Origin of the sequence: Anaerocolumna sedimenticola, from assembly GCF_009931695.1 — a bacterium.
Lineage (GTDB): Bacteria > Bacillota > Clostridia > Lachnospirales > Lachnospiraceae > Anaerocolumna > Anaerocolumna sedimenticola.
Genome location: NZ_CP048000.1, coordinates 1,653,361 through 1,671,265 on the forward strand (window position 1 = coordinate 1,653,361; position 17,905 = coordinate 1,671,265).

Annotated in this window: 13 protein-coding genes; all 13 read left to right on the top strand. The window is 38.2% G+C overall.

Going from position 1 to position 17,905, the window contains the following annotated elements:
- Positions 1 to 6: 6 nt before the first annotated feature.
- On the top strand, positions 7 to 888 hold the full coding sequence (locus Ana3638_RS07450) for a carbohydrate ABC transporter permease (protein WP_161837462.1): 882 nt from the start codon (positions 7 to 9) through the stop codon (positions 886 to 888).
- Positions 889 to 979: 91 nt separating this feature from the next.
- Positions 980 to 2,107: a glycoside hydrolase family 88 protein gene (locus Ana3638_RS07455; protein ID WP_161837463.1), complete on the top strand. Its 1,128-nt coding sequence runs from the start codon at positions 980 to 982 to the stop codon at positions 2,105 to 2,107.
- Positions 2,108 to 2,203: 96 nt separating this feature from the next.
- On the top strand, positions 2,204 to 4,000 hold the full coding sequence (locus tag Ana3638_RS07460) for a hypothetical protein (protein ID WP_161837464.1): 1,797 nt from the start codon (positions 2,204 to 2,206) through the stop codon (positions 3,998 to 4,000).
- Positions 4,001 to 4,403: 403 nt separating this feature from the next.
- Positions 4,404 to 5,276 carry a YitT family protein gene (locus Ana3638_RS07465; protein WP_161837465.1) on the top strand — a complete coding sequence of 291 codons (873 nt, stop codon included), beginning with the start codon at positions 4,404 to 4,406 and terminating at the stop codon, positions 5,274 to 5,276.
- 197 nt (positions 5,277 to 5,473) lie between these two features.
- Positions 5,474 to 6,586 (top strand): ABC transporter ATP-binding protein, encoded by a 1,113-nt coding sequence (locus Ana3638_RS07470; RefSeq protein WP_161837466.1) that lies wholly within the window; start codon positions 5,474 to 5,476, stop codon positions 6,584 to 6,586.
- Positions 6,587 to 6,834: 248 nt separating this feature from the next.
- Positions 6,835 to 7,923: a PucR family transcriptional regulator gene (locus tag Ana3638_RS07475; RefSeq protein ID WP_161837467.1), complete on the top strand. Its 1,089-nt coding sequence runs from the start codon at positions 6,835 to 6,837 to the stop codon at positions 7,921 to 7,923.
- A gap of 1 nt (position 7,924) precedes the next feature.
- On the top strand, positions 7,925 to 8,656 hold the full coding sequence (gene ftsE, locus Ana3638_RS07480) for a cell division ATP-binding protein FtsE (RefSeq protein WP_330587922.1): 732 nt from the start codon (positions 7,925 to 7,927) through the stop codon (positions 8,654 to 8,656).
- Positions 8,646 to 9,560 carry a permease-like cell division protein FtsX gene (gene ftsX, locus Ana3638_RS07485; RefSeq protein ID WP_161837468.1) on the top strand — a complete coding sequence of 305 codons (915 nt, stop codon included), beginning with the start codon at positions 8,646 to 8,648 and terminating at the stop codon, positions 9,558 to 9,560. The genes ftsE and ftsX overlap by 11 nt, the downstream gene beginning before the upstream one ends.
- A gap of 58 nt (positions 9,561 to 9,618) precedes the next feature.
- Complete coding sequence (locus tag Ana3638_RS26110) at positions 9,619 to 10,188, top strand: coiled-coil domain-containing protein (RefSeq protein ID WP_330587923.1); 570 nt, start codon at positions 9,619 to 9,621, stop codon at positions 10,186 to 10,188.
- A gap of 8 nt (positions 10,189 to 10,196) precedes the next feature.
- Entirely contained in the window at positions 10,197 to 10,985 is a 789-nt protein-coding gene (locus Ana3638_RS26115) for a peptidoglycan DD-metalloendopeptidase family protein (RefSeq protein WP_330587924.1), read from the top strand.
- A 307-nt stretch (positions 10,986 to 11,292) separates the two neighbouring features.
- On the top strand, positions 11,293 to 12,546 hold the full coding sequence (locus tag Ana3638_RS07495; protein ID WP_161837469.1) for a S41 family peptidase: 1,254 nt from the start codon (positions 11,293 to 11,295) through the stop codon (positions 12,544 to 12,546).
- A 315-nt stretch (positions 12,547 to 12,861) separates the two neighbouring features.
- The gene (gene uvrB / locus Ana3638_RS07500; RefSeq protein WP_161837470.1) at positions 12,862 to 14,847 is read left to right on the top strand and encodes an excinuclease ABC subunit UvrB; all 1,986 of its coding nucleotides are present in this window, start codon (positions 12,862 to 12,864) and stop codon (positions 14,845 to 14,847) included.
- A gap of 68 nt (positions 14,848 to 14,915) precedes the next feature.
- On the top strand, positions 14,916 to 17,777 hold the full coding sequence (gene uvrA / locus Ana3638_RS07505; protein ID WP_161837471.1) for an excinuclease ABC subunit UvrA: 2,862 nt from the start codon (positions 14,916 to 14,918) through the stop codon (positions 17,775 to 17,777).
- Positions 17,778 to 17,905 lie beyond the last annotated feature (128 nt).

Genomic DNA, 17,905 nt, shown 5'->3' on the forward strand with positions numbered 1-17,905 from the left:
AAGAAGATGAAGATTAAAAGATCAAAAGGAGAGATTGTTTTTTCCGGATTTAATTATTTTATACTTGCTTTTATTATGCTCATATGTCTCTATCCGGTTGTTTATGTAGCGGTAGCCTCCGTTAGTGACAGTAACTTACTGACCCAGCACAGCGGTATATTATTAAAACCTTTAGGGTTTAGTCTGGATTCTTATAAAAAGGTATTCCAAAACCCAATGATATTAAAAGGATACGCCAATACCCTGTTTATATTAATTATAGGAATCTTTCTAGATATCTTAATGACATCCATCGGTGCTTATTTTTTATCCCGTAAAGGGGTATTGCTAAAAAAACCGGTTATGCTTTTGATAATTTTTACCATGTTTTTTTCAGGTGGTATGATTCCTTTTTATTTAACTTTAAAAGACTTACATATGACGAATACTTTATGGGGCTTGATTATACCTTTTATGGTAAATACCTATAATCTCATTATTTTAAGAACCTCCTTTGAAAGTATTCCCGATAGTCTCGTTGAAGCCGCAGAAATGGACGGAGCCGGGCACATCAGGATTTTATTTTCTATCATACTTCCCCTGTCCAAAGCAATTTTAGCAGTTATGGTCCTTTATTACGGTGTCGGTATCTGGAACGGATGGTTCTGGGCTTCTACCATCATTAGGAAGAGGGAACTGTATCCGCTGCAGGTTATCTTAAGGGAAATATTAATGCAAAATGATGTTGGTTCCATGACGGCAGGTGTCAGTGCAGCCGATCAGGAATCCGTAGGTATGACCATTAAATATGCCACCATTGTGGTAGCAACGGTACCGATACTTTGTATCTATCCTTTTTTACAGAAGTATTTTACGAAGGGTGTTTTAATCGGAGCGGTAAAGGAATAAAGAACAGGTATTTGCGAATCTTTGCAATTTCTGGATACTGAATACTTTTTTCGCAATTACCTGAATCATATAAAGAAAGCAGGAATACAAAATGAATCAGGATGTTATGAATGCGGTTTTTGATGATAAATTATATCAAAAAGCATTAAAGGAAATCTTAAAAAAAGTAGACTTAGGACTTGATATATTTGTTATGGAATATCCCCATGTAAGCAAAAACAATATTTATACGGGGGAGAAGAATACTTTATGGACCGCTTCGTTTTTCCCGGGGATTTGTTATCTGGCATATCAGATGACCGGAGAGAAAAAGTACCTGTCCCATTCCGAAGCTTATTTGGACAGTTTTGAAGACCGGATCATAAACAGAAAACATATCAGCCACGATTTAGGTTTTCTGTACACGTTAACCTGTGTGGCGGCTTATAAGTTAACAGGCAATAAACGGGCACAGGATCTTGCCAATCTGGCAGCAGAAGTATTAACGGAACGTTATAATGAAAAGGGAAAGTATATTCAGGCTTGGGGAGAGATGGGTATAACCTATCCGGAGGTTAAGATTATTATTGATACGATGCTGAATTTACCCCTGCTTTATTGGACGGGGACAGATAAGAATTATGAAACAGCCTTAAATCATGCCAAAACGGCGGGTAAATATCTGGTAAGGGAGGATTTTACCACCTATCATACCTATTTAATGAGGCCGGAGACAGGGGAAGCCGTATGCGGAAAAACCCATCAGGGTTATGCGGATGAATCCACCTGGGCCAGAGGCCAGGCCTGGGCAGTGTATGGGTTTGCGCTTTCCTACCGTTATACCAAAGAGAAAGAATTTCTGCATATAGCAAAAGAGACAGCTAGAGTATTTATGGAAAATTTACCGAAAGATTTCGTACCATATTGGGATTTTTACTTTACGGATGCCAATCCGGATATTCGTGATACCTCAGCCGCTTCAATTTTCTGCTGCGGTTTACTGGAATTATGCCAGTTTGCGGAGGGAGAAGAAAAGAGTCTCTATGAGAAAACAGTTTATTCCATTATAAAATCACTGTACGAAAACTACAGTACGAAAGATCTGAAAGAGTCGAATGGTTTGCTTACGGATGGAATGTATCACCGCCACGACGGATTTGAAGAATGCGTAATCTGGGGGGATTATTTCTATTTTGAAGCGATTGTAAGGCTGCTTACAAACTGTGAGACTTTTTGGTAAAAGGGGTGTACAGATTGAGAATCAAATTTAAATACACTACTAGCTATATAAGGATGAATTTAAACAAATCTACAAAAAGCAGGGGTGAAAATAATTATGTATTTTGAATTACTAAAGGAATGGTGTGATGCATTAATAAATCTGCAGGTTACCGAGATAAAGAAAAAAGAACTGTACGGGGGTATTTTATGTCCCGCCTGTGCAAGAGTTCACGGGCGCTGCGGGGATGCCATATATCCCATGATGTATATGGCTTCTGTTACCGGGGAAAATAAATATTTGGAATGTGCCAAGTTACTTTTTCATTGGTCGGAGAATATGGTAAGGCCGGATGGAAGTTATAATAACGATACCAACAGTGAATGGAAAGGAATCACGGTATTTGCCGCTATCCAGTTAGGGGAAGCTCTATATTACCACCAGGATTTATTGGATGAGAAAACGAAAGCCTTATGGTTAAAACGGTTTCAGATCTCTGCCGATTACTTGTATCATAATATAGAAAAACTGGGAGGGAATATTAATTATCCCGTAACCTGCGCCGCCGCTATGGCAATCGCTTCAAAATTGTTAAGTAACACTGATTTTGCATTAAAAGCACAAAAGCTTGCGAAAGAAGCACTTCACTATTTTACGGAAGACGGACTTTTATATGGGGAGGGCAAACCACGTGACGGCATTACTAAAAAAGGCTGCCGCCCGGTGGATTTAGGATATAATGTGGAAGAATCCCTGCCCGGCCTTGTTACCTATGCATTATTGCGAAATGATGAGGAAACTCTTAAAATTGTTATGGAATCCATGGAGACTCATCTTTTCTTTATGCTGCCTGACGGAGCCTGGGATAACAGCTGGGGAACGAGGAATAATAAATGGAGTTACTGGGGAAGCCGCACTTCTGACGGATGCCAGGCGGGATACGGGCTTTTGGCCGGCCGTAATCCTTTATTTGCGGAAGCGGTTTACCGGAATACCCTATTGCTAAAAGAATGTACCCATAACGGATTATTGTATGGAGGGCCGATGTATTACAGTGCGGACGAACCGCCTTGTGTACATCACACCTTTTGCCATGCCAAAGCCCTGGCTATTATGCTGGAACACGGAATCAGACCGGAACCCGGTAAGAAACTTCCCAGAGAGGAGCAGGAGAGCATCAGATATTTTCCCAGCGTACATGTAACTCTGGCAGCTAAAGGAGAATGGAGAATGACGGTATCCGATTATGATTTTGAGTATAGTGAAGAAGGACATGCAACCGGTGGAGCCATTACCATGTTATGGAGTAAATCAGCCGGACCGGTTTTGGCAGGTACCATGACTGATTATTATCTGGTAGAACCAAATAATATGCAATTGCCGCAGTATACAAAAAATATTTGTCTGACTCCCCGGATCGAATTCTGTAAAGAGGGAAAGTATTATCGAAATATCAATGATAAATCTGCCCATGTAGAGAGTTACGAGGGTGATAATATAGTAATAATTACCAAAGGAAGGCTGACGGACAAAAAGCAGCAGGGAACGGACACATTTCGCCTGCAGTATGAACTAAGGGATACGGAACTATTAATTATAGGCAGTACCACGGCGGAAAAATCCAGATTTTATATTCCCGTTATATCTCCAAGCGGGCATAGTGCCGGACAATTGAATGAAAGCAGTTATTCTATACAGACCCAAAGCGGATTTGTTCTTCTTGAATCCAGGCTTAAGTTACATATAGAAAAAGGTTTTGATAAGAAAGTACTTTTAGATTCAACAGAACCTGCCAATAAAGAAATTAACCGGATTTTTAATCCGGTGGGAGGATTTGAAGCGATTCCTTTTTACATCGAAATTGATTCCTGTGAAGAATTCAGGATAAAGCTAAGTATTGTAAATACGCAATAATAATATCTAATAAAACCGGCTGTATCCGGATAGGTTAATTAAAGCTCTTGACTAAAGCTTATTAAACAGCTTACTAAATAGTAACAGCTCTTTCAAATCATCTTTCTTCCTTAAAAATCCTATGATCAGTTATGTAAAAGGCACTTTCCGGTAATAATATAATTATAATGGAGAAATTACAAATTAGATCAAATAAAAAGAAAATATAACTTCCGGGTGTCGAATAAGCAAGGATAAGTCGGCTTGTCTTTCTAATTATTTTCTGATATACTACAATATGGAAAAGTGCCTGTGTTTTCAGATTGCTTACCTTGTTTTGTTTAGGAAAAAAATTTGAAGGACAGTCTGGCTGCTGATTTTATATATTTCTAAGAAGTCAAAATTAAGAAAAGGCGAAAAAAATATGGAAAAGATATTTAAGAAAACCAATGCAGGTCATTATTTACTGATTATTGCAGGTACATTATTGATGGCTGCTTCGGTTAATTTAGTATATGACCCATTGGAAATGGTTACCGGAGGGGTCACGGGTCTTGCAATTGTTATTAAAAAAGTTACGAGTATCTGGATTAAAGGCGGTATTCCTATTTGGCTTACGAATATCTTACTTAATATACCTTTATTCCTGGCAGCCTGGCTAGTCAGGGGCAAAGCATTTTTAAAAAATACATTTTTTGCTACGGTTAGTTTATCAATTGCGTTATATATCATACCGACCTATGACATTGTTTATAATGATTACCTGCTGGCTGCGGTTTTCGGCGGAGTATTGGGCGGAGCCGGCTTGGGCCTGGTTTTTATGACATTATCTTCCACCGGGGGTACGGACCTCTTAGCCATGGTAGTCCACAAATTTAAACCGTATTATACCGTACCGCAGATCCTGACTGTAATAGATGGTTTAATTGTGCTGGCAGGCGTTATCAGCTTTGGTTTGACCAAAGCTTTATATGCCATTATAGCAGTTTATATTACGGCTAAAATATCCGACAGTATTTTAGAGGGTTTAAAATTCGCCAAAATGGCTTATGTTATTTCGGATTATTATGACGATATTGCAAAGCAGGTCATGAAGGAGCTTGACAGGGGAGTAACGGGAGTTTCGGCTACCGGTATGTATTCCAATAAGGATAAAAAGATGCTTTTTTGTGTGGTATCCAAGAAAGAAATCGTGACATTAACTGATATTGCGGTAAGTATCGACCCGAAAGCTTTTATTATTGTAAGTGATGTCAGAGAGGTCACGGGAGAAGGCTTTAGAGAATATAGACAGTAATTTTATCTAAAAATATAAAAAAAATCGGTAAAAGTACTTATTTTAAAAACGAATATACAAATTATACAAAAGGAAAAAAATTAATTTGTTAAATTGGGATATGGCTTTCAAAGTGCTAATGGTGTATGATAAGTCATATAGTAATAGTACAAGGCAGTGTACTCAAAAAGACATTGAATTTAGGGAGGAAATGAGAAATGGCAAGTTTATCTTTAAAAAATATTAACAAGACATATCCTAATGGTTTTGTAGCTGTTAAAGATTTTAATCTTGAAATAGCTGATAAGGAATTCATCATCTTCGTAGGACCATCTGGTTGCGGTAAATCTACAACTCTTCGTATGATCGCAGGTTTGGAAGAAATTTCAGCAGGTGAATTATGGATTGGTGAAAAATTAGTAAATGACGTAGAACCAAAGGATAGAGATATCGCGATGGTATTCCAGAACTATGCGTTATATCCTCATATGTCGGTTTATGATAACATGGCATTTGGTCTTAAATTAAGAAAGACTCCAAAGGATCAGATAGATAAATTAGTACATGAAGCAGCAAAAATTCTTGATATCGAACATCTCTTAGACCGTAAACCAAAGGCTTTATCCGGTGGTCAGAGACAGCGTGTTGCTATGGGTCGTGCAATCGTACGTAATCCTAAAGTATTCCTTATGGATGAACCTTTATCCAACCTGGATGCTAAGTTAAGAGTTCAGATGCGTATCGAGATTTCCAAATTACATCAGAATTTACAGACAACGATTATCTATGTAACCCATGACCAGACAGAAGCTATGACTCTTGGTACCAGAATCGTTGTTATGAAAGATGGTGTTATCCAGCAGGTAGATTCACCTCAAAACCTTTACAACGCTCCTAACAATTTATTTGTAGCTGGTTTCATTGGTTCTCCTCAGATGAATATGATTGAAGCAAAAGTTGTTAAATCAGGTTCCGATGTATTATTATCTTTCGGTTCTAATTCCATCAAAGTTCCTGAAGCAAGAGCTAAGAAGTTAGTCGATGGCGGATATGAAGGAAAAACTGTTATTTTCGGTATTCGTCCTGAAGATGTAAAAGATGAAGAAATGTTTATCAGCAGTTCTCCTGACAGTGTTATTGAGGCTACTGTTAAAGTGTATGAATTATTAGGTGCTGAAGTTAACTTATACTTCTCAGTTGATCAATTTGATATTACCGCTCGTGTAAATCCAAGAACAACTGCAAGACCTGGCGATACAATTAAAATCGCTTTTGATTTAGCTAAGATGCATCTTTTTGATAAAGAAACAGAACAGATTATTTCTCACTAATCTTTTTTAATTAAAACATATTAGGTAGGGCGTACGAGTTTTCGTATTCCCTACCTTTTTAACGGAATTTTTTGCATATCACATAGTTTAGATACTGAACTAATTAAGAATTCCAAGGTTTTGACAGTATTGTACTAAATTTATCATAAAATTTCTATAAAGTTAGTTTACTTTCGACGAAAACAATGTTAAAATAGCGTATATAAAATTGATTTTTGCATAATTATTAAAATTAAAGGAGTGACGATATGATTTCGAACCAGATATTACAGAATACCATCGAAGGATTAAAAGCCATTACCAGAGTGGATCTATGCGTTATGGACACAGAGGGAAAAGCTTTAGCGACTACTATAAATAATGCAGACGAATATGAAAGCGCAGTATTAACTTTTGTGGAATCACCTGCTGACAGTCAGGTATTACAAGGTTATCAATTTTTTAAGGTATTTGATGAGCACCAGTTAGAGTATGTTATATTAGCCAAAGGTGACAGCGATGATGTATATATGGTAGGAAAGATTGCATCTTTCCAGATTCAGAATTTACTGGTGGCTTATAAGGAAAGATATGATAAAGATAACTTCATCAAGAATTTATTGTTAGATAACTTATTATTAGTAGATATTTATAACCGTGCGAAAAAGCTTCATATTGAAACGGATGTCAGAAGAGTTGTATTTATTATTGAAACCAAAAATGAAAAAGATGTGAATGCTCTTGAGACGGTAAGAGGATTATTTTCCGGAAAGACAAAAGATTTTATAACGGCGGTGGATGAAAAGAACATCATCCTGGTAAAAGAACTGAAATCAAATGAGACCTATGAAGATATGCATAAAACCGCAAGGGTTATCTTAGACATGCTGAATACGGAAGCGATGACCAAGGTTCATGTTTCCTTTGGTACCATTGTAAATGAAATAAAAGATGTATCAAGATCCTATAAAGAAGCTAAGATGGCTCTTGATGTTGGTAAGATCTTCTACAGCAGCCGCAATGTGGTAGCTTACAGCAACTTAGGGATCGGTCGTTTGATCTATCAACTTCCTATGCCTTTATGCAAGATGTTTATTAAGGAAATTTTTGATGGTAAATCTCCGGATGAATTTGATGAAGAGACATTATCTACAATTAATAAGTTCTTTGAGAACAGCTTAAATGTATCAGAGACTTCAAGACAGTTATATATCCACCGTAACACCTTAGTATACCGCTTAGACAAACTGCAGAAGAGTACAAACTTAGACCTTAGGGTATTTGAAGATGCGATTACCTTTAAGATTGCACTTATGGTAGTAAAATACATGAAATACATGGAGACTTTGGAGTATTAAAATGGCTTATGATTTAAAGAAACATTTAAAAGATATGGATGCTCCGGTAATTATCTTTGATCAAGTGTCGAAATCATATCAGAAAGGAACCACTGCTATTAACAATATAAATTTACAAATTCGCAAAGGTGAATTTGTATTTATTGTTGGCAGCAGCGGTTCCGGTAAGTCAACTATGATAAAACTTATGTTAAAAGAAATTGAACCTACCAGCGGTAAGATTTATGTTAACTTTAAGGATTTATCCAGGTTAAGGCACGGGCAGGTTGCAAGATACCGAAGAAGTATCGGAGTGGTTTTCCAGAATTTCAGATTACTTAAGGACCGGAATGTTTACGAAAATGTTGCTTTTGCCCAAAGGGTAATTGAAACTCCCAGTAGTATGATTCGTAGACAGGTACCGGCGATTTTGTCTGTTATGGGACTGGCGGATAAACATAAGGCATTGCCCGGGCAGCTATCCGGCGGTGAGCAGCAAAGAGTGGCTTTAGCAAGAGCGCTTGTTAATAACCCGGTTATTTTGCTTGCGGATGAGCCTACGGGGAATCTGGATCCCAAAAATTCCTGGGAGATTATGCGTCTTTTGGATGAGATAAATAAAAAAGGTACCACAGTAGTTGTTGTTACCCATAACAGTGATATAGTAGATAAGATGCAAAAGAGAGTCATTACATTAAGTAAAGGCATTTTGATTAGTGACGAACAAAAAGGTGGGTATACTCATGCGTTTTAGTACATTTTTTTACAGTTTAAAACAAGGCATTAAAAATATACGGAGAAACCGTATGTTTTCTCTTGCCTCCATCGGTACAATAACCGCATGTTTATTTTTATTTGGCATATTTTATTTTGTTGTAGCTAACTTTCAATATATGGTTAAAACAGCCGAGACTTCAGTTGGGGTAACGGTTTTTTTTGATGCCGGGATCAGTGAAGAACAAATCGATAAAATAGGGGAAGAAATTAAATCCAGGGCGGAAGTAGCCTCAGTTGAATATGTATCGGCAGAAGAGACCTGGAAAAATTATAAAGAAAAATATCTAAACCCGGAACTGGCGGAGACCTTTGGGGATGATAATCCTTTAGCAGATTCCGCTTCCTATTCCGTATATTTAAACGATGTATCCATGCAGAAATCCCTGGTTAATTTCATTGAAGGATTAGACGGGGTCAGACAGGTGAACCATTCCGATTCGGTTGCCAATACGTTTAGAACATTTAATGCTCTGGTAGGTTATGTGTCGGCAGCTATTATTATAATACTTTTGGCCGTTGCGATTTTCTTAATCAGTACAACGGTAACTATGGGTATTGCAATCCGTAAAGAAGAAATCTCTATCATGAAATTAATAGGGGCAACCGACACCTTTATTAGGGCTCCTTTTATTGTGGAAGGGGTAATCATCGGAATCATCGGTGCAATCCTTCCAATAATCGGATTATATTTCATTTATCATAAAGTAATATCATATATTACAGAAAAGTACATAAATATATTTCATGCATTTCAATTTTTAGAGGCCAAGGTTATTTTCTCCAATTTGATACCGATATCCTTAGGTATTGGTATCGGTATCGGATTTATCGGAAGTTACATGACGGTAAGAAGGCATTTAAGGCGTAAGGAATCTGTGTAATACTAATAATTAGAAGTAATTAACCTATGAGAAATCATGCAAATGGGAGATGAACAAAATGGATAAAAGGCACCTTAAATCAATGGCGGAGAATGCTAAATACTTTCTTTCTATTACAAAAGAGAGGACCGGAAAAAGGAAAATACAAGGTATACTTATATTATTGTCGGTTATAATGTTAGTAGGCTCCTTAACTTTCCCTTCCTATGCCGGTGAAATTGACCGGGCTAAGGGCGTGAAATCTGACCTGGAAAAAAAGAAACAGGAAACAGAATCAAGATTATCGGAATTAGAAAAGGAAAAGGACGATATACTTAAATATATCGAGGAATTAGATAAGGAATTAACCAACTTAAACGATGAAATTGATTCCTTAAATACTGATATTAAAAAGACGGATAAATCTTTGGATAAAGCCAGAAAAGAATTTAAGGCGGCAAAAGTTGTAGAAGAAAATCAATATAGTATCATGAAAAAGCGGATTCAATATATGTACGAGAACGGAAATACGGATTACCTTGAAATCATAATGAAATCCGATAATTTATCCGATGTACTTAACCAGGTTGAATACATGTCCAAAATTACCGAATATGATAACAGTCTTCTGGATAAATACAAAAACTGAAACAGGATGTGGCTGACAAAGAAAAAAATCTGGAAGATAAAATAGCGGAATTAAATGCTTTAAAGGAACAACTGACCTTTGAACAGGATACAGTTAAAAAACTAGCTTCCGATAAAAATAAAGAGCTGGCGAAATATGAAGCCAGTATTGATGAAACACAGGCACTTTCGGCAGAATACACTTCCAAATTAGCGGAACAGGAAGATCTCATCGAAGATTTGCTAGAAGCTGAAAGAAAGCGGATCGAAGAAGAGGAACGTAAGAAAAAGGAAGAAGAGGAACGTAAGAGAAAAGAAGAGGAGAGAAAGCGCCAGGAAGAAGCTGCGAAAGGTAATAATGATTCTTCCCAGAATAGCAATACGGATAGTAATACGGACAATGATTCCGGAAGTCAGGTAAAAGTAGACGGATTTATATGGCCCTGTCCCTCCAGTACCCGGATTACTTCAACTTTTGGTAACAGAGAGCAGCCTACGGAAGGCGCCAGTACCTATCATAAAGGAATTGATATTGGTGCAAGTACCGGAAGTTCTATCGTGGCTGCAGCGGGAGGTTCCGTCGTAACCGCAGCTTATAGTGTATCTGCAGGTAATTATATCATGATTTATCATGGGGATGGGATATATACCGTTTATATGCATTGTTCCAAATTATTAGTATCAGTAGGAGACGAGGTCAGCCAGGGCCAAACCATAGCTTTAGTCGGTTCCACCGGTGTTTCCACCGGGTCCCATTTACATTTTGGCGTATCGGTAAATGGTACATATGTAAATCCTCTGAATTATGTAAGTTATTAAATAAAACATGACTATTCAGTCATTGTGGTTATACGAATAACGTATGAATGTGTTTATGTACACAATATACAACTATAATTTTGCATATTTCGTCACCGATAAACTCACAATTTTATGAATTTCTCGGGAGTACAGAACATTTATAAAATCCCGACTGCAGAAGGAAATGACATTTTAAAGCGGAAAGATGCAGTAATGCGGCATGAATGACGGTCAAAGTGAAAAAAAGACATTCACTCTTAAAGAACCCGCAAAGCGGCTTCTTTCATCATATTGTATGCTGCCTAATGGCGGCATGGAGGTAATTATGAAGAATAAATTTTTATCTGGTTTTTTATCAGGATTAGCAGGCGCATTAATCATTTTTACAATTGTACTTACAATCTATGTTACCCAGGTGCAAGGCAATGATTCCGATAACCAGAATACTAATACGACCAGTGAACAGAATGATATAAAAGCAACTGAAAAAAGTACTGGTGCCAGCGATGCTGTTATTCAAAAGATTAATAAGCTGGAAACTTTGATAAACCGGTTTTATATGGAAGATGTGGATGATGCTAAATTAGCAGAAGGCATTTATAAAGGACTTCTTGCCAGTCTTGGTGATCCATATTCCTGTTATTATACGAAGGAAGAGTATGATGCTTTAATGGAATCTTCCAGCGGAGTTTATAGCGGAATCGGTGCCACGGTAAGCCAGAATGTAACCACCGGTATTATTTCTATTGTAAAACCTTTCTTGAATGGACCTGCACATGCGGTTGGTGTATTGCCTGGAGATATTGTTTATAAGGTTAACGGTGAAGAAGTTACAGGAAAGGACTTAACGGAAGTAGTCAGCAGGATTAAGGGAAAAGAGGGAACCAAGGTATCGGTTACTATTATAAGAGAGGGAGAAGCTGATCCGATTGAATTCTCCATCCCAAGAAAAACAGTGGAAGTTCCAACGATCGAGTATGAAATGTTAGATAATAAAATCGGGTATATTGCAATTTCTGAATTTGATGAAGTTACAGCTGATCAGTTCCGTAATGCAATTAAGGATTTGGATAAACAAGGACAAAAAGGTCTTATCGTGGATGTACGGAATAATCCGGGAGGATTGCTGGATACGGTAGTAGATATTTTAAACCGTATGCTGCCCAAAGGGCTGATAGTTTATACGGAAGATAAATATGGTACCAGGGAAGAGAAATTCTCGGATGCTAAGGAGGAATTTGATAAACCATTGGCTGTTCTTATTAACGGAAACAGTGCCAGCGCATCTGAAATTTTTGCAGGTGCTATTCAGGATTATAAACGCGGAACGATTGTGGGAACCACCAGTTTTGGAAAAGGTATCGTACAATCCATCATACCTTTATATGACGGAACTGCTATAAAGGTCACGGTATCAAAATATTACACACCAAACGGTAAGAATATTCATGGGAAAGGTATCTCACCGGATGTAACCGTAGAACTGAATGATAAATTAAGGCAACAGGTGGTGATTAAGAAAGAGGAAGATAACCAATTGCAGAAAGCAGTTGAAATTATTAAGGAAAAAATGAAATAAATATATAATCCAGATTTTAAGACAGGTGTGTTATCTTTGGAGTTTTTAATGGAAATCAGTTGGGGTTAATTAATATACAGATTATATTATTGAGCCGCAATCCGATTGCTGTAAAAATTCAGGATATAACATACCTGTTTTATTTTATAAGTAAGAATGGACACATCCTAGCGGATAGAACAAACATTCGAAAAATTATTGCTTTTAAAATAAAGATATGATATAATGACAGACGATTAGTTAATACTTAAAATAGAAAACGAATTTATTTATTTTATATAGATAGTAAGGCAAAATTTAGAAAGGATGAAACAGATGAGTGAATTCAAGCTAGTTTCGGAATATGCACCCACCGGGGATCAGCCGGAGGCAATTGCACAGCTGGTTAATGGTTTTAAGGAGGGAAATCAGTTTGAGACCCTGCTTGGTGTTACCGGTTCCGGTAAAACATTTACAATGGCTAATGTAATACAGGCCTTAAATAAACCTACATTAGTAATTGCACATAATAAAACTCTTGCTGCTCAGCTATACGGAGAATTTAAAGAGTTCTTTCCTGAGAATGCCGTGGAGTATTTTGTAAGTTATTATGATTATTATCAGCCGGAAGCTTATGTTCCGTCCACGGATACTTATATTGAAAAAGATTCTGCAATTAATGACGAGATAGATAAATTAAGGCACTCGGCTACTGCTGCATTATCGGAACGGAAAGATGTTATCATTGTTGCAAGCGTGTCCTGTATCTATGGTTTAGGTGACCCAATCGACTATCAGGAAATGGTAATCTCCTTAAGGCCGGGTATGGTAAAAGACAGGGATGAGATATTAAGAAAACTGGTAGATCTTCAATATACAAGAAATAATATGGACTTTAAGCGTGGTACGTTCCGTGTTCATGGTGACGTGGTAGAGATATTTCCGGTTACATCCGATGACAGGGCCATCCGTGTGGAATTTTTTGGTGATGAAATAGACAGGATAGCAGAAATAGATGTGTTGACCGGTGAAATAAAGTGTACCTTGGAACATATCGCTATATTTCCGGCCTCCCACTATGTTGTATCCAAGGAAAAGTTAGAAGCGGCCATTAAAACAATTGAAATTGAATTGGAAGAACGGATCCGGTATTTTAAAAGTGAGGATAAATTACTGGAAGCCCAGCGAATCGCTGAACGAACCAATTTTGATATAGAGATGTTACGGGAAACCGGATTCTGCTCCGGTGTTGAGAACTATTCCAGACATTTATCCGGGTCGGAACCGGGAAGTACACCCCATACGTTAATGGATTATTTTCCGGATGATTATCTGATTATAGTGGACGAGTCTCATATAACCGTTCCACAGGTTAGGGGTATGTACGCGGGAGATCAGGCTAGAAAGAGTACGTTAGTAGATTATGGATTCCGTTTGCCGTCAGCGAAAGATAACCGCCCTTTAAATTTTGAAGAGTTTGAAAATAAAATCAATCAGATGATGTTTGTATCCGCAACCCCATCGGTTTATGAAAGTGAACATGAATTACTCCGTACGGAGCAGATTATCAGGCCTACCGGACTTCTGGATCCGGAAGTCTCCGTAAGGCCGGTTAATGGGCAGATTGATGATTTAATCGGAGAAGTCAATAAAGAAGTTGCCGGTAAGAATAAGATTCTGGTAACAACTTTAACGAAACGTATGGCGGAAGACCTGACCGCATATATGAGGGAAGTCGGTATCCGTGTTAAATATCTGCATTCTGATATTGATACCTTAGAACGGTCGGAAATCATCCGGGATATGCGAATGGATGTGTTTGATGTTCTTGTGGGTATTAACTTACTAAGAGAGGGTCTTGATATACCTGAAATCACATTAGTTGCCATACTGGATGCGGATAAGGAAGGATTCTTACGTTCGGAAACCTCTTTAATCCAGACCATAGGCCGTGCAGCCAGAAACTCACAGGGCCGTGTAATTATGTATGCGGACCGGATTACGGATTCCATGAACAAGGCTATATCGGAGACAAACCGAAGAAGAGCAATACAAAGCAAATATAATGAAGAACATGGTATCACGCCTACAACCATTCAGAAAAAAGTCCGGGAGTTAATCAGTATTTCCAAGAAAGCGGATAAAGATTATTATAAGATGGAAAAAGATCCGGAATCCATGAGCAAAAATGAACTTGAGGCAGTGGTTAAGAAGATTACAAAAGATATGCATACGGCAGCAGCAGAGTTAAACTTCGAATTAGCGGCAGAATTAAGAGACAGATTGCTTGAACTGAAAAAACAGCTGAATGATATGGAATAACAGCGGCTTTAGAATACAAGGATGAGGAGGCAGCAGTCCCATGGAGAATGAAAGGTACAGGTGTTAAAATGGCAGAAAAAAAGCATTATATTAAAATAAGGGGAGCTAAGGAACATAATCTTAAGAATATCAGTGTAAATATTCCCAGGGATGAGTTTGTTGTATTAACGGGATTAAGCGGTTCCGGTAAATCCTCTTTGGCATTTGATACAATCTATGCAGAAGGACAGAGAAGGTATATGGAATCCCTATCTTCTTATGCAAGACAATTTTTAGGTCAGATGGAAAAACCCAATGTAGAAAGCATTGAGGGATTATCTCCTGCTATTTCCATTGATCAGAAATCAACCAATCGAAACCCTCGTTCCACCGTAGGTACGGTTACCGAAATATATGACTATTTCCGACTGTTATATGCGAGAATCGGAATTCCACATTGCCCCAAATGCGGCAAGGAAATAAAGAAGCAGACCGTGGACCAGATGGTGGATGAAATCAAACGTCTGGATGATGGCAGCAGGATTCAGATATTAGCTCCGGTTGTCAGGGGAAGAAAAGGTGAACATGTCAAATTATTCGAACAGGCTAAGAAAAGCGGTTATGTTCGAGTTATGGTTGACGGACATCTTTATGAATTATCCGAAGAAATTAAATTAGAGAAAAATATCAAACATAATATAGAGATTATTATAGACCGCCTTATTGTACGAGAGGGGATTGAGAAGAGGCTTTCCGATTCTATTGAAAGTGCGCTAAAACTTTCCGAAGGGTTATTAATTGTTGATGTTCAGGATAAGGCACCACTTACCTTCAGCCAGAATTTTGCCTGCCCGGACTGTGGTATCAGCATTGATGAGATTGAACCAAGGAGTTTCTCTTTTAACAACCCGTTTGGTGCCTGCCCCGAATGTCATGGGTTAGGTTTTAAGATGGAATTTGATGAGGAATTGATAATTCCCGATCAATCCTTAAGTCTTGCGGAGGGGGCTATTGCAGTTTTAGGCTGGCAGTCTGCCGTGGATAAATCCAGCTATACCCGTTGTACCCTGGAGGCTTTAGCCAAAGAATATAAATTTAATTTAAATACACCATATAAGGATCTGCCGGATAAAATTAAACATATGATTATGCATGGAACCGATGGCAGAGAGGTAAAAGTTCATTACAAAGGTCAGCGTGGCGAAGGGGTATATGATGTAGCGTTTGAGGGACTGATACGTAATGTGGAACGGCGATACCGTGAAACAGCCTCGGAAACTACCAGGCAGGAATATGAAAGTTTTATGCGGACAACACCATGTAAGGAATGCGGCGGAAGACGATTAAAGAAAGAATCTCTTGCCGTTACCGTAGGAAATAAGAATATCTCTGAAGTTACGGATTATTCCATCCGTGATTTATATGCTTTTATGAATAATCTGGAACTGACACCGACCCAGTTAAAAATCGGTGAACTGGTTTTAAAAGAAATTAGAGCCAGAGTTGGGTTTTTAATGGACGTTGGTCTGGATTATCTGTCCTTGTCCAGAGCTACGGCTTCTTTATCCGGCGGAGAGGCGCAGAGAATCCGTCTGGCAACCCAGATAGGATCCGGTTTGGTTGGTGTTGCATATATCTTGGACGAACCAAGTATCGGTCTGCATCAGCGGGATAATGATAAACTTTTAAAAACACTTAAAAATTTAAAAGACTTAGGTAATACCTTAATCGTAGTAGAACATGATGAAGATACCATGTTTGCAGCGGATTATATTATTGATATCGGCCCCGGAGCCGGAGAACACGGCGGTGAAGTAATTGCTGCCGGTACCGCGGAAGAAATCATGAAAGTAGAAGAATCCATTACAGGTGCTTACTTAAGCGGCAGGATCAAGATTCCTATTCCGGATGAAAGAAGACAGCCTAATGGTTATTTAACGATAAGAGGTGCAAAAGAAAATAACCTGAAGAATGTTACAGTAGATATTCCCCTTGGGGTTATGACCTGTATTACCGGTGTTTCCGGATCCGGTAAAAGTTCATTGGTAACTGAGATTTTATATAAGAGGCTGGCCAGAGATCTTAACAGAGCACGCTGTATTCCGGGAAAACATGATGATATGATTGGTATAGATAAACTTGATAAGGTTATTAATATTGACCAGTCACCCATCGGAAGAACGCCAAGATCAAATCCCGCTACCTACACCGGAGTATTTGACCAGATAAGAGATCTATTCTCGGCCACACCCGATGCAAAAATGAAAGGGTATACCAAAGGACGGTTCAGCTTTAATGTAAAAGGCGGAAGATGTGAAGCCTGCAGTGGTGACGGTATTATTAAAATAGAGATGAATTTCTTACCGGATGTATATGTTCCCTGCGAAGTATGCGGTGGTAAGAGGTATAACCGTGAGACATTGGAAGTGCGGTATAAGGGTAAGAACATCTATGATGTTCTGGACATGACGGTGGAAGAGGCTATGAAGTTTTTTGAGAATATGCCATCCATCCGCAGAAAGATTGAAACCCTTTATGACGTAGGATTATCCTATATCCGTCTTGGACAACCCTCAACAACCTTATCCGGCGGTGAAGCCCAGAGAATCAAACTTGCCACAGAACTGAGTAAACGCAGTACCGGTAAAACAATTTATATCCTGGATGAACCTACTACCGGACTTCATTTTGCAGATGTCCACAAATTAATCGAAATATTAAGAAGACTTTCCGAGGGCGGTAATTCCGTTGTGGTTATCGAACATAACCTGGATGTGATTAAGACAGCGGATTATATCATTGATATGGGACCGGAAGGCGGAGACAAGGGCGGTACGGTAATTGCTCAGGGTACTCCGGAAGAGATTGCGGAAAATAAGAATTCTTATACCGGTATTTATATTAAGAGACAGCTGGAAGATTATCAGAAAGATAAGTTGAAAGTGATTTAATTAAAAATACTTTGTTAAAATCACCTGTAAAGGTCTTTGTTTTAAAAAGTTATAATAGTATGTATTGTACATACTATTGATACAATTAATTCAAACTTTATAGGTGATTTTTTAAGAATTACAATGGG

Excerpts from the sequence above, each read along its gene's own strand:
- Ana3638_RS26110 (WP_330587923.1), top strand. The coding sequence starts at position 9,619 with ATGGATAAAAGGCACCTTAAATCAATGGCGGAGAATGCTAAATACTTT.
- ftsX (WP_161837468.1), top strand. The coding sequence starts at position 8,646 with ATGCGTTTTAGTACATTTTTTTACAGTTTAAAACAAGGCATTAAAAAT.
- Ana3638_RS07470 (WP_161837466.1), top strand. The coding sequence starts at position 5,474 with ATGGCAAGTTTATCTTTAAAAAATATTAACAAGACATATCCTAATGGT.
- Ana3638_RS07450 (WP_161837462.1), top strand. The coding sequence starts at position 7 with ATGAAGATTAAAAGATCAAAAGGAGAGATTGTTTTTTCCGGATTTAAT.
- Ana3638_RS07465 (WP_161837465.1), top strand. The coding sequence starts at position 4,404 with ATGGAAAAGATATTTAAGAAAACCAATGCAGGTCATTATTTACTGATT.
- uvrB (WP_161837470.1), top strand. The coding sequence starts at position 12,862 with ATGAGTGAATTCAAGCTAGTTTCGGAATATGCACCCACCGGGGATCAG.
- Ana3638_RS07495 (WP_161837469.1), top strand. The coding sequence starts at position 11,293 with ATGAAGAATAAATTTTTATCTGGTTTTTTATCAGGATTAGCAGGCGCA.
- Ana3638_RS07475 (WP_161837467.1), top strand. The coding sequence starts at position 6,835 with ATGATTTCGAACCAGATATTACAGAATACCATCGAAGGATTAAAAGCC.
- ftsE (WP_330587922.1), top strand. The coding sequence starts at position 7,925 with ATGGCTTATGATTTAAAGAAACATTTAAAAGATATGGATGCTCCGGTA.
- uvrA (WP_161837471.1), top strand. The coding sequence starts at position 14,916 with ATGGCAGAAAAAAAGCATTATATTAAAATAAGGGGAGCTAAGGAACAT.
- Ana3638_RS07460 (WP_161837464.1), top strand. The coding sequence starts at position 2,204 with ATGTATTTTGAATTACTAAAGGAATGGTGTGATGCATTAATAAATCTG.
- Ana3638_RS07455 (WP_161837463.1), top strand. The coding sequence starts at position 980 with ATGAATCAGGATGTTATGAATGCGGTTTTTGATGATAAATTATATCAA.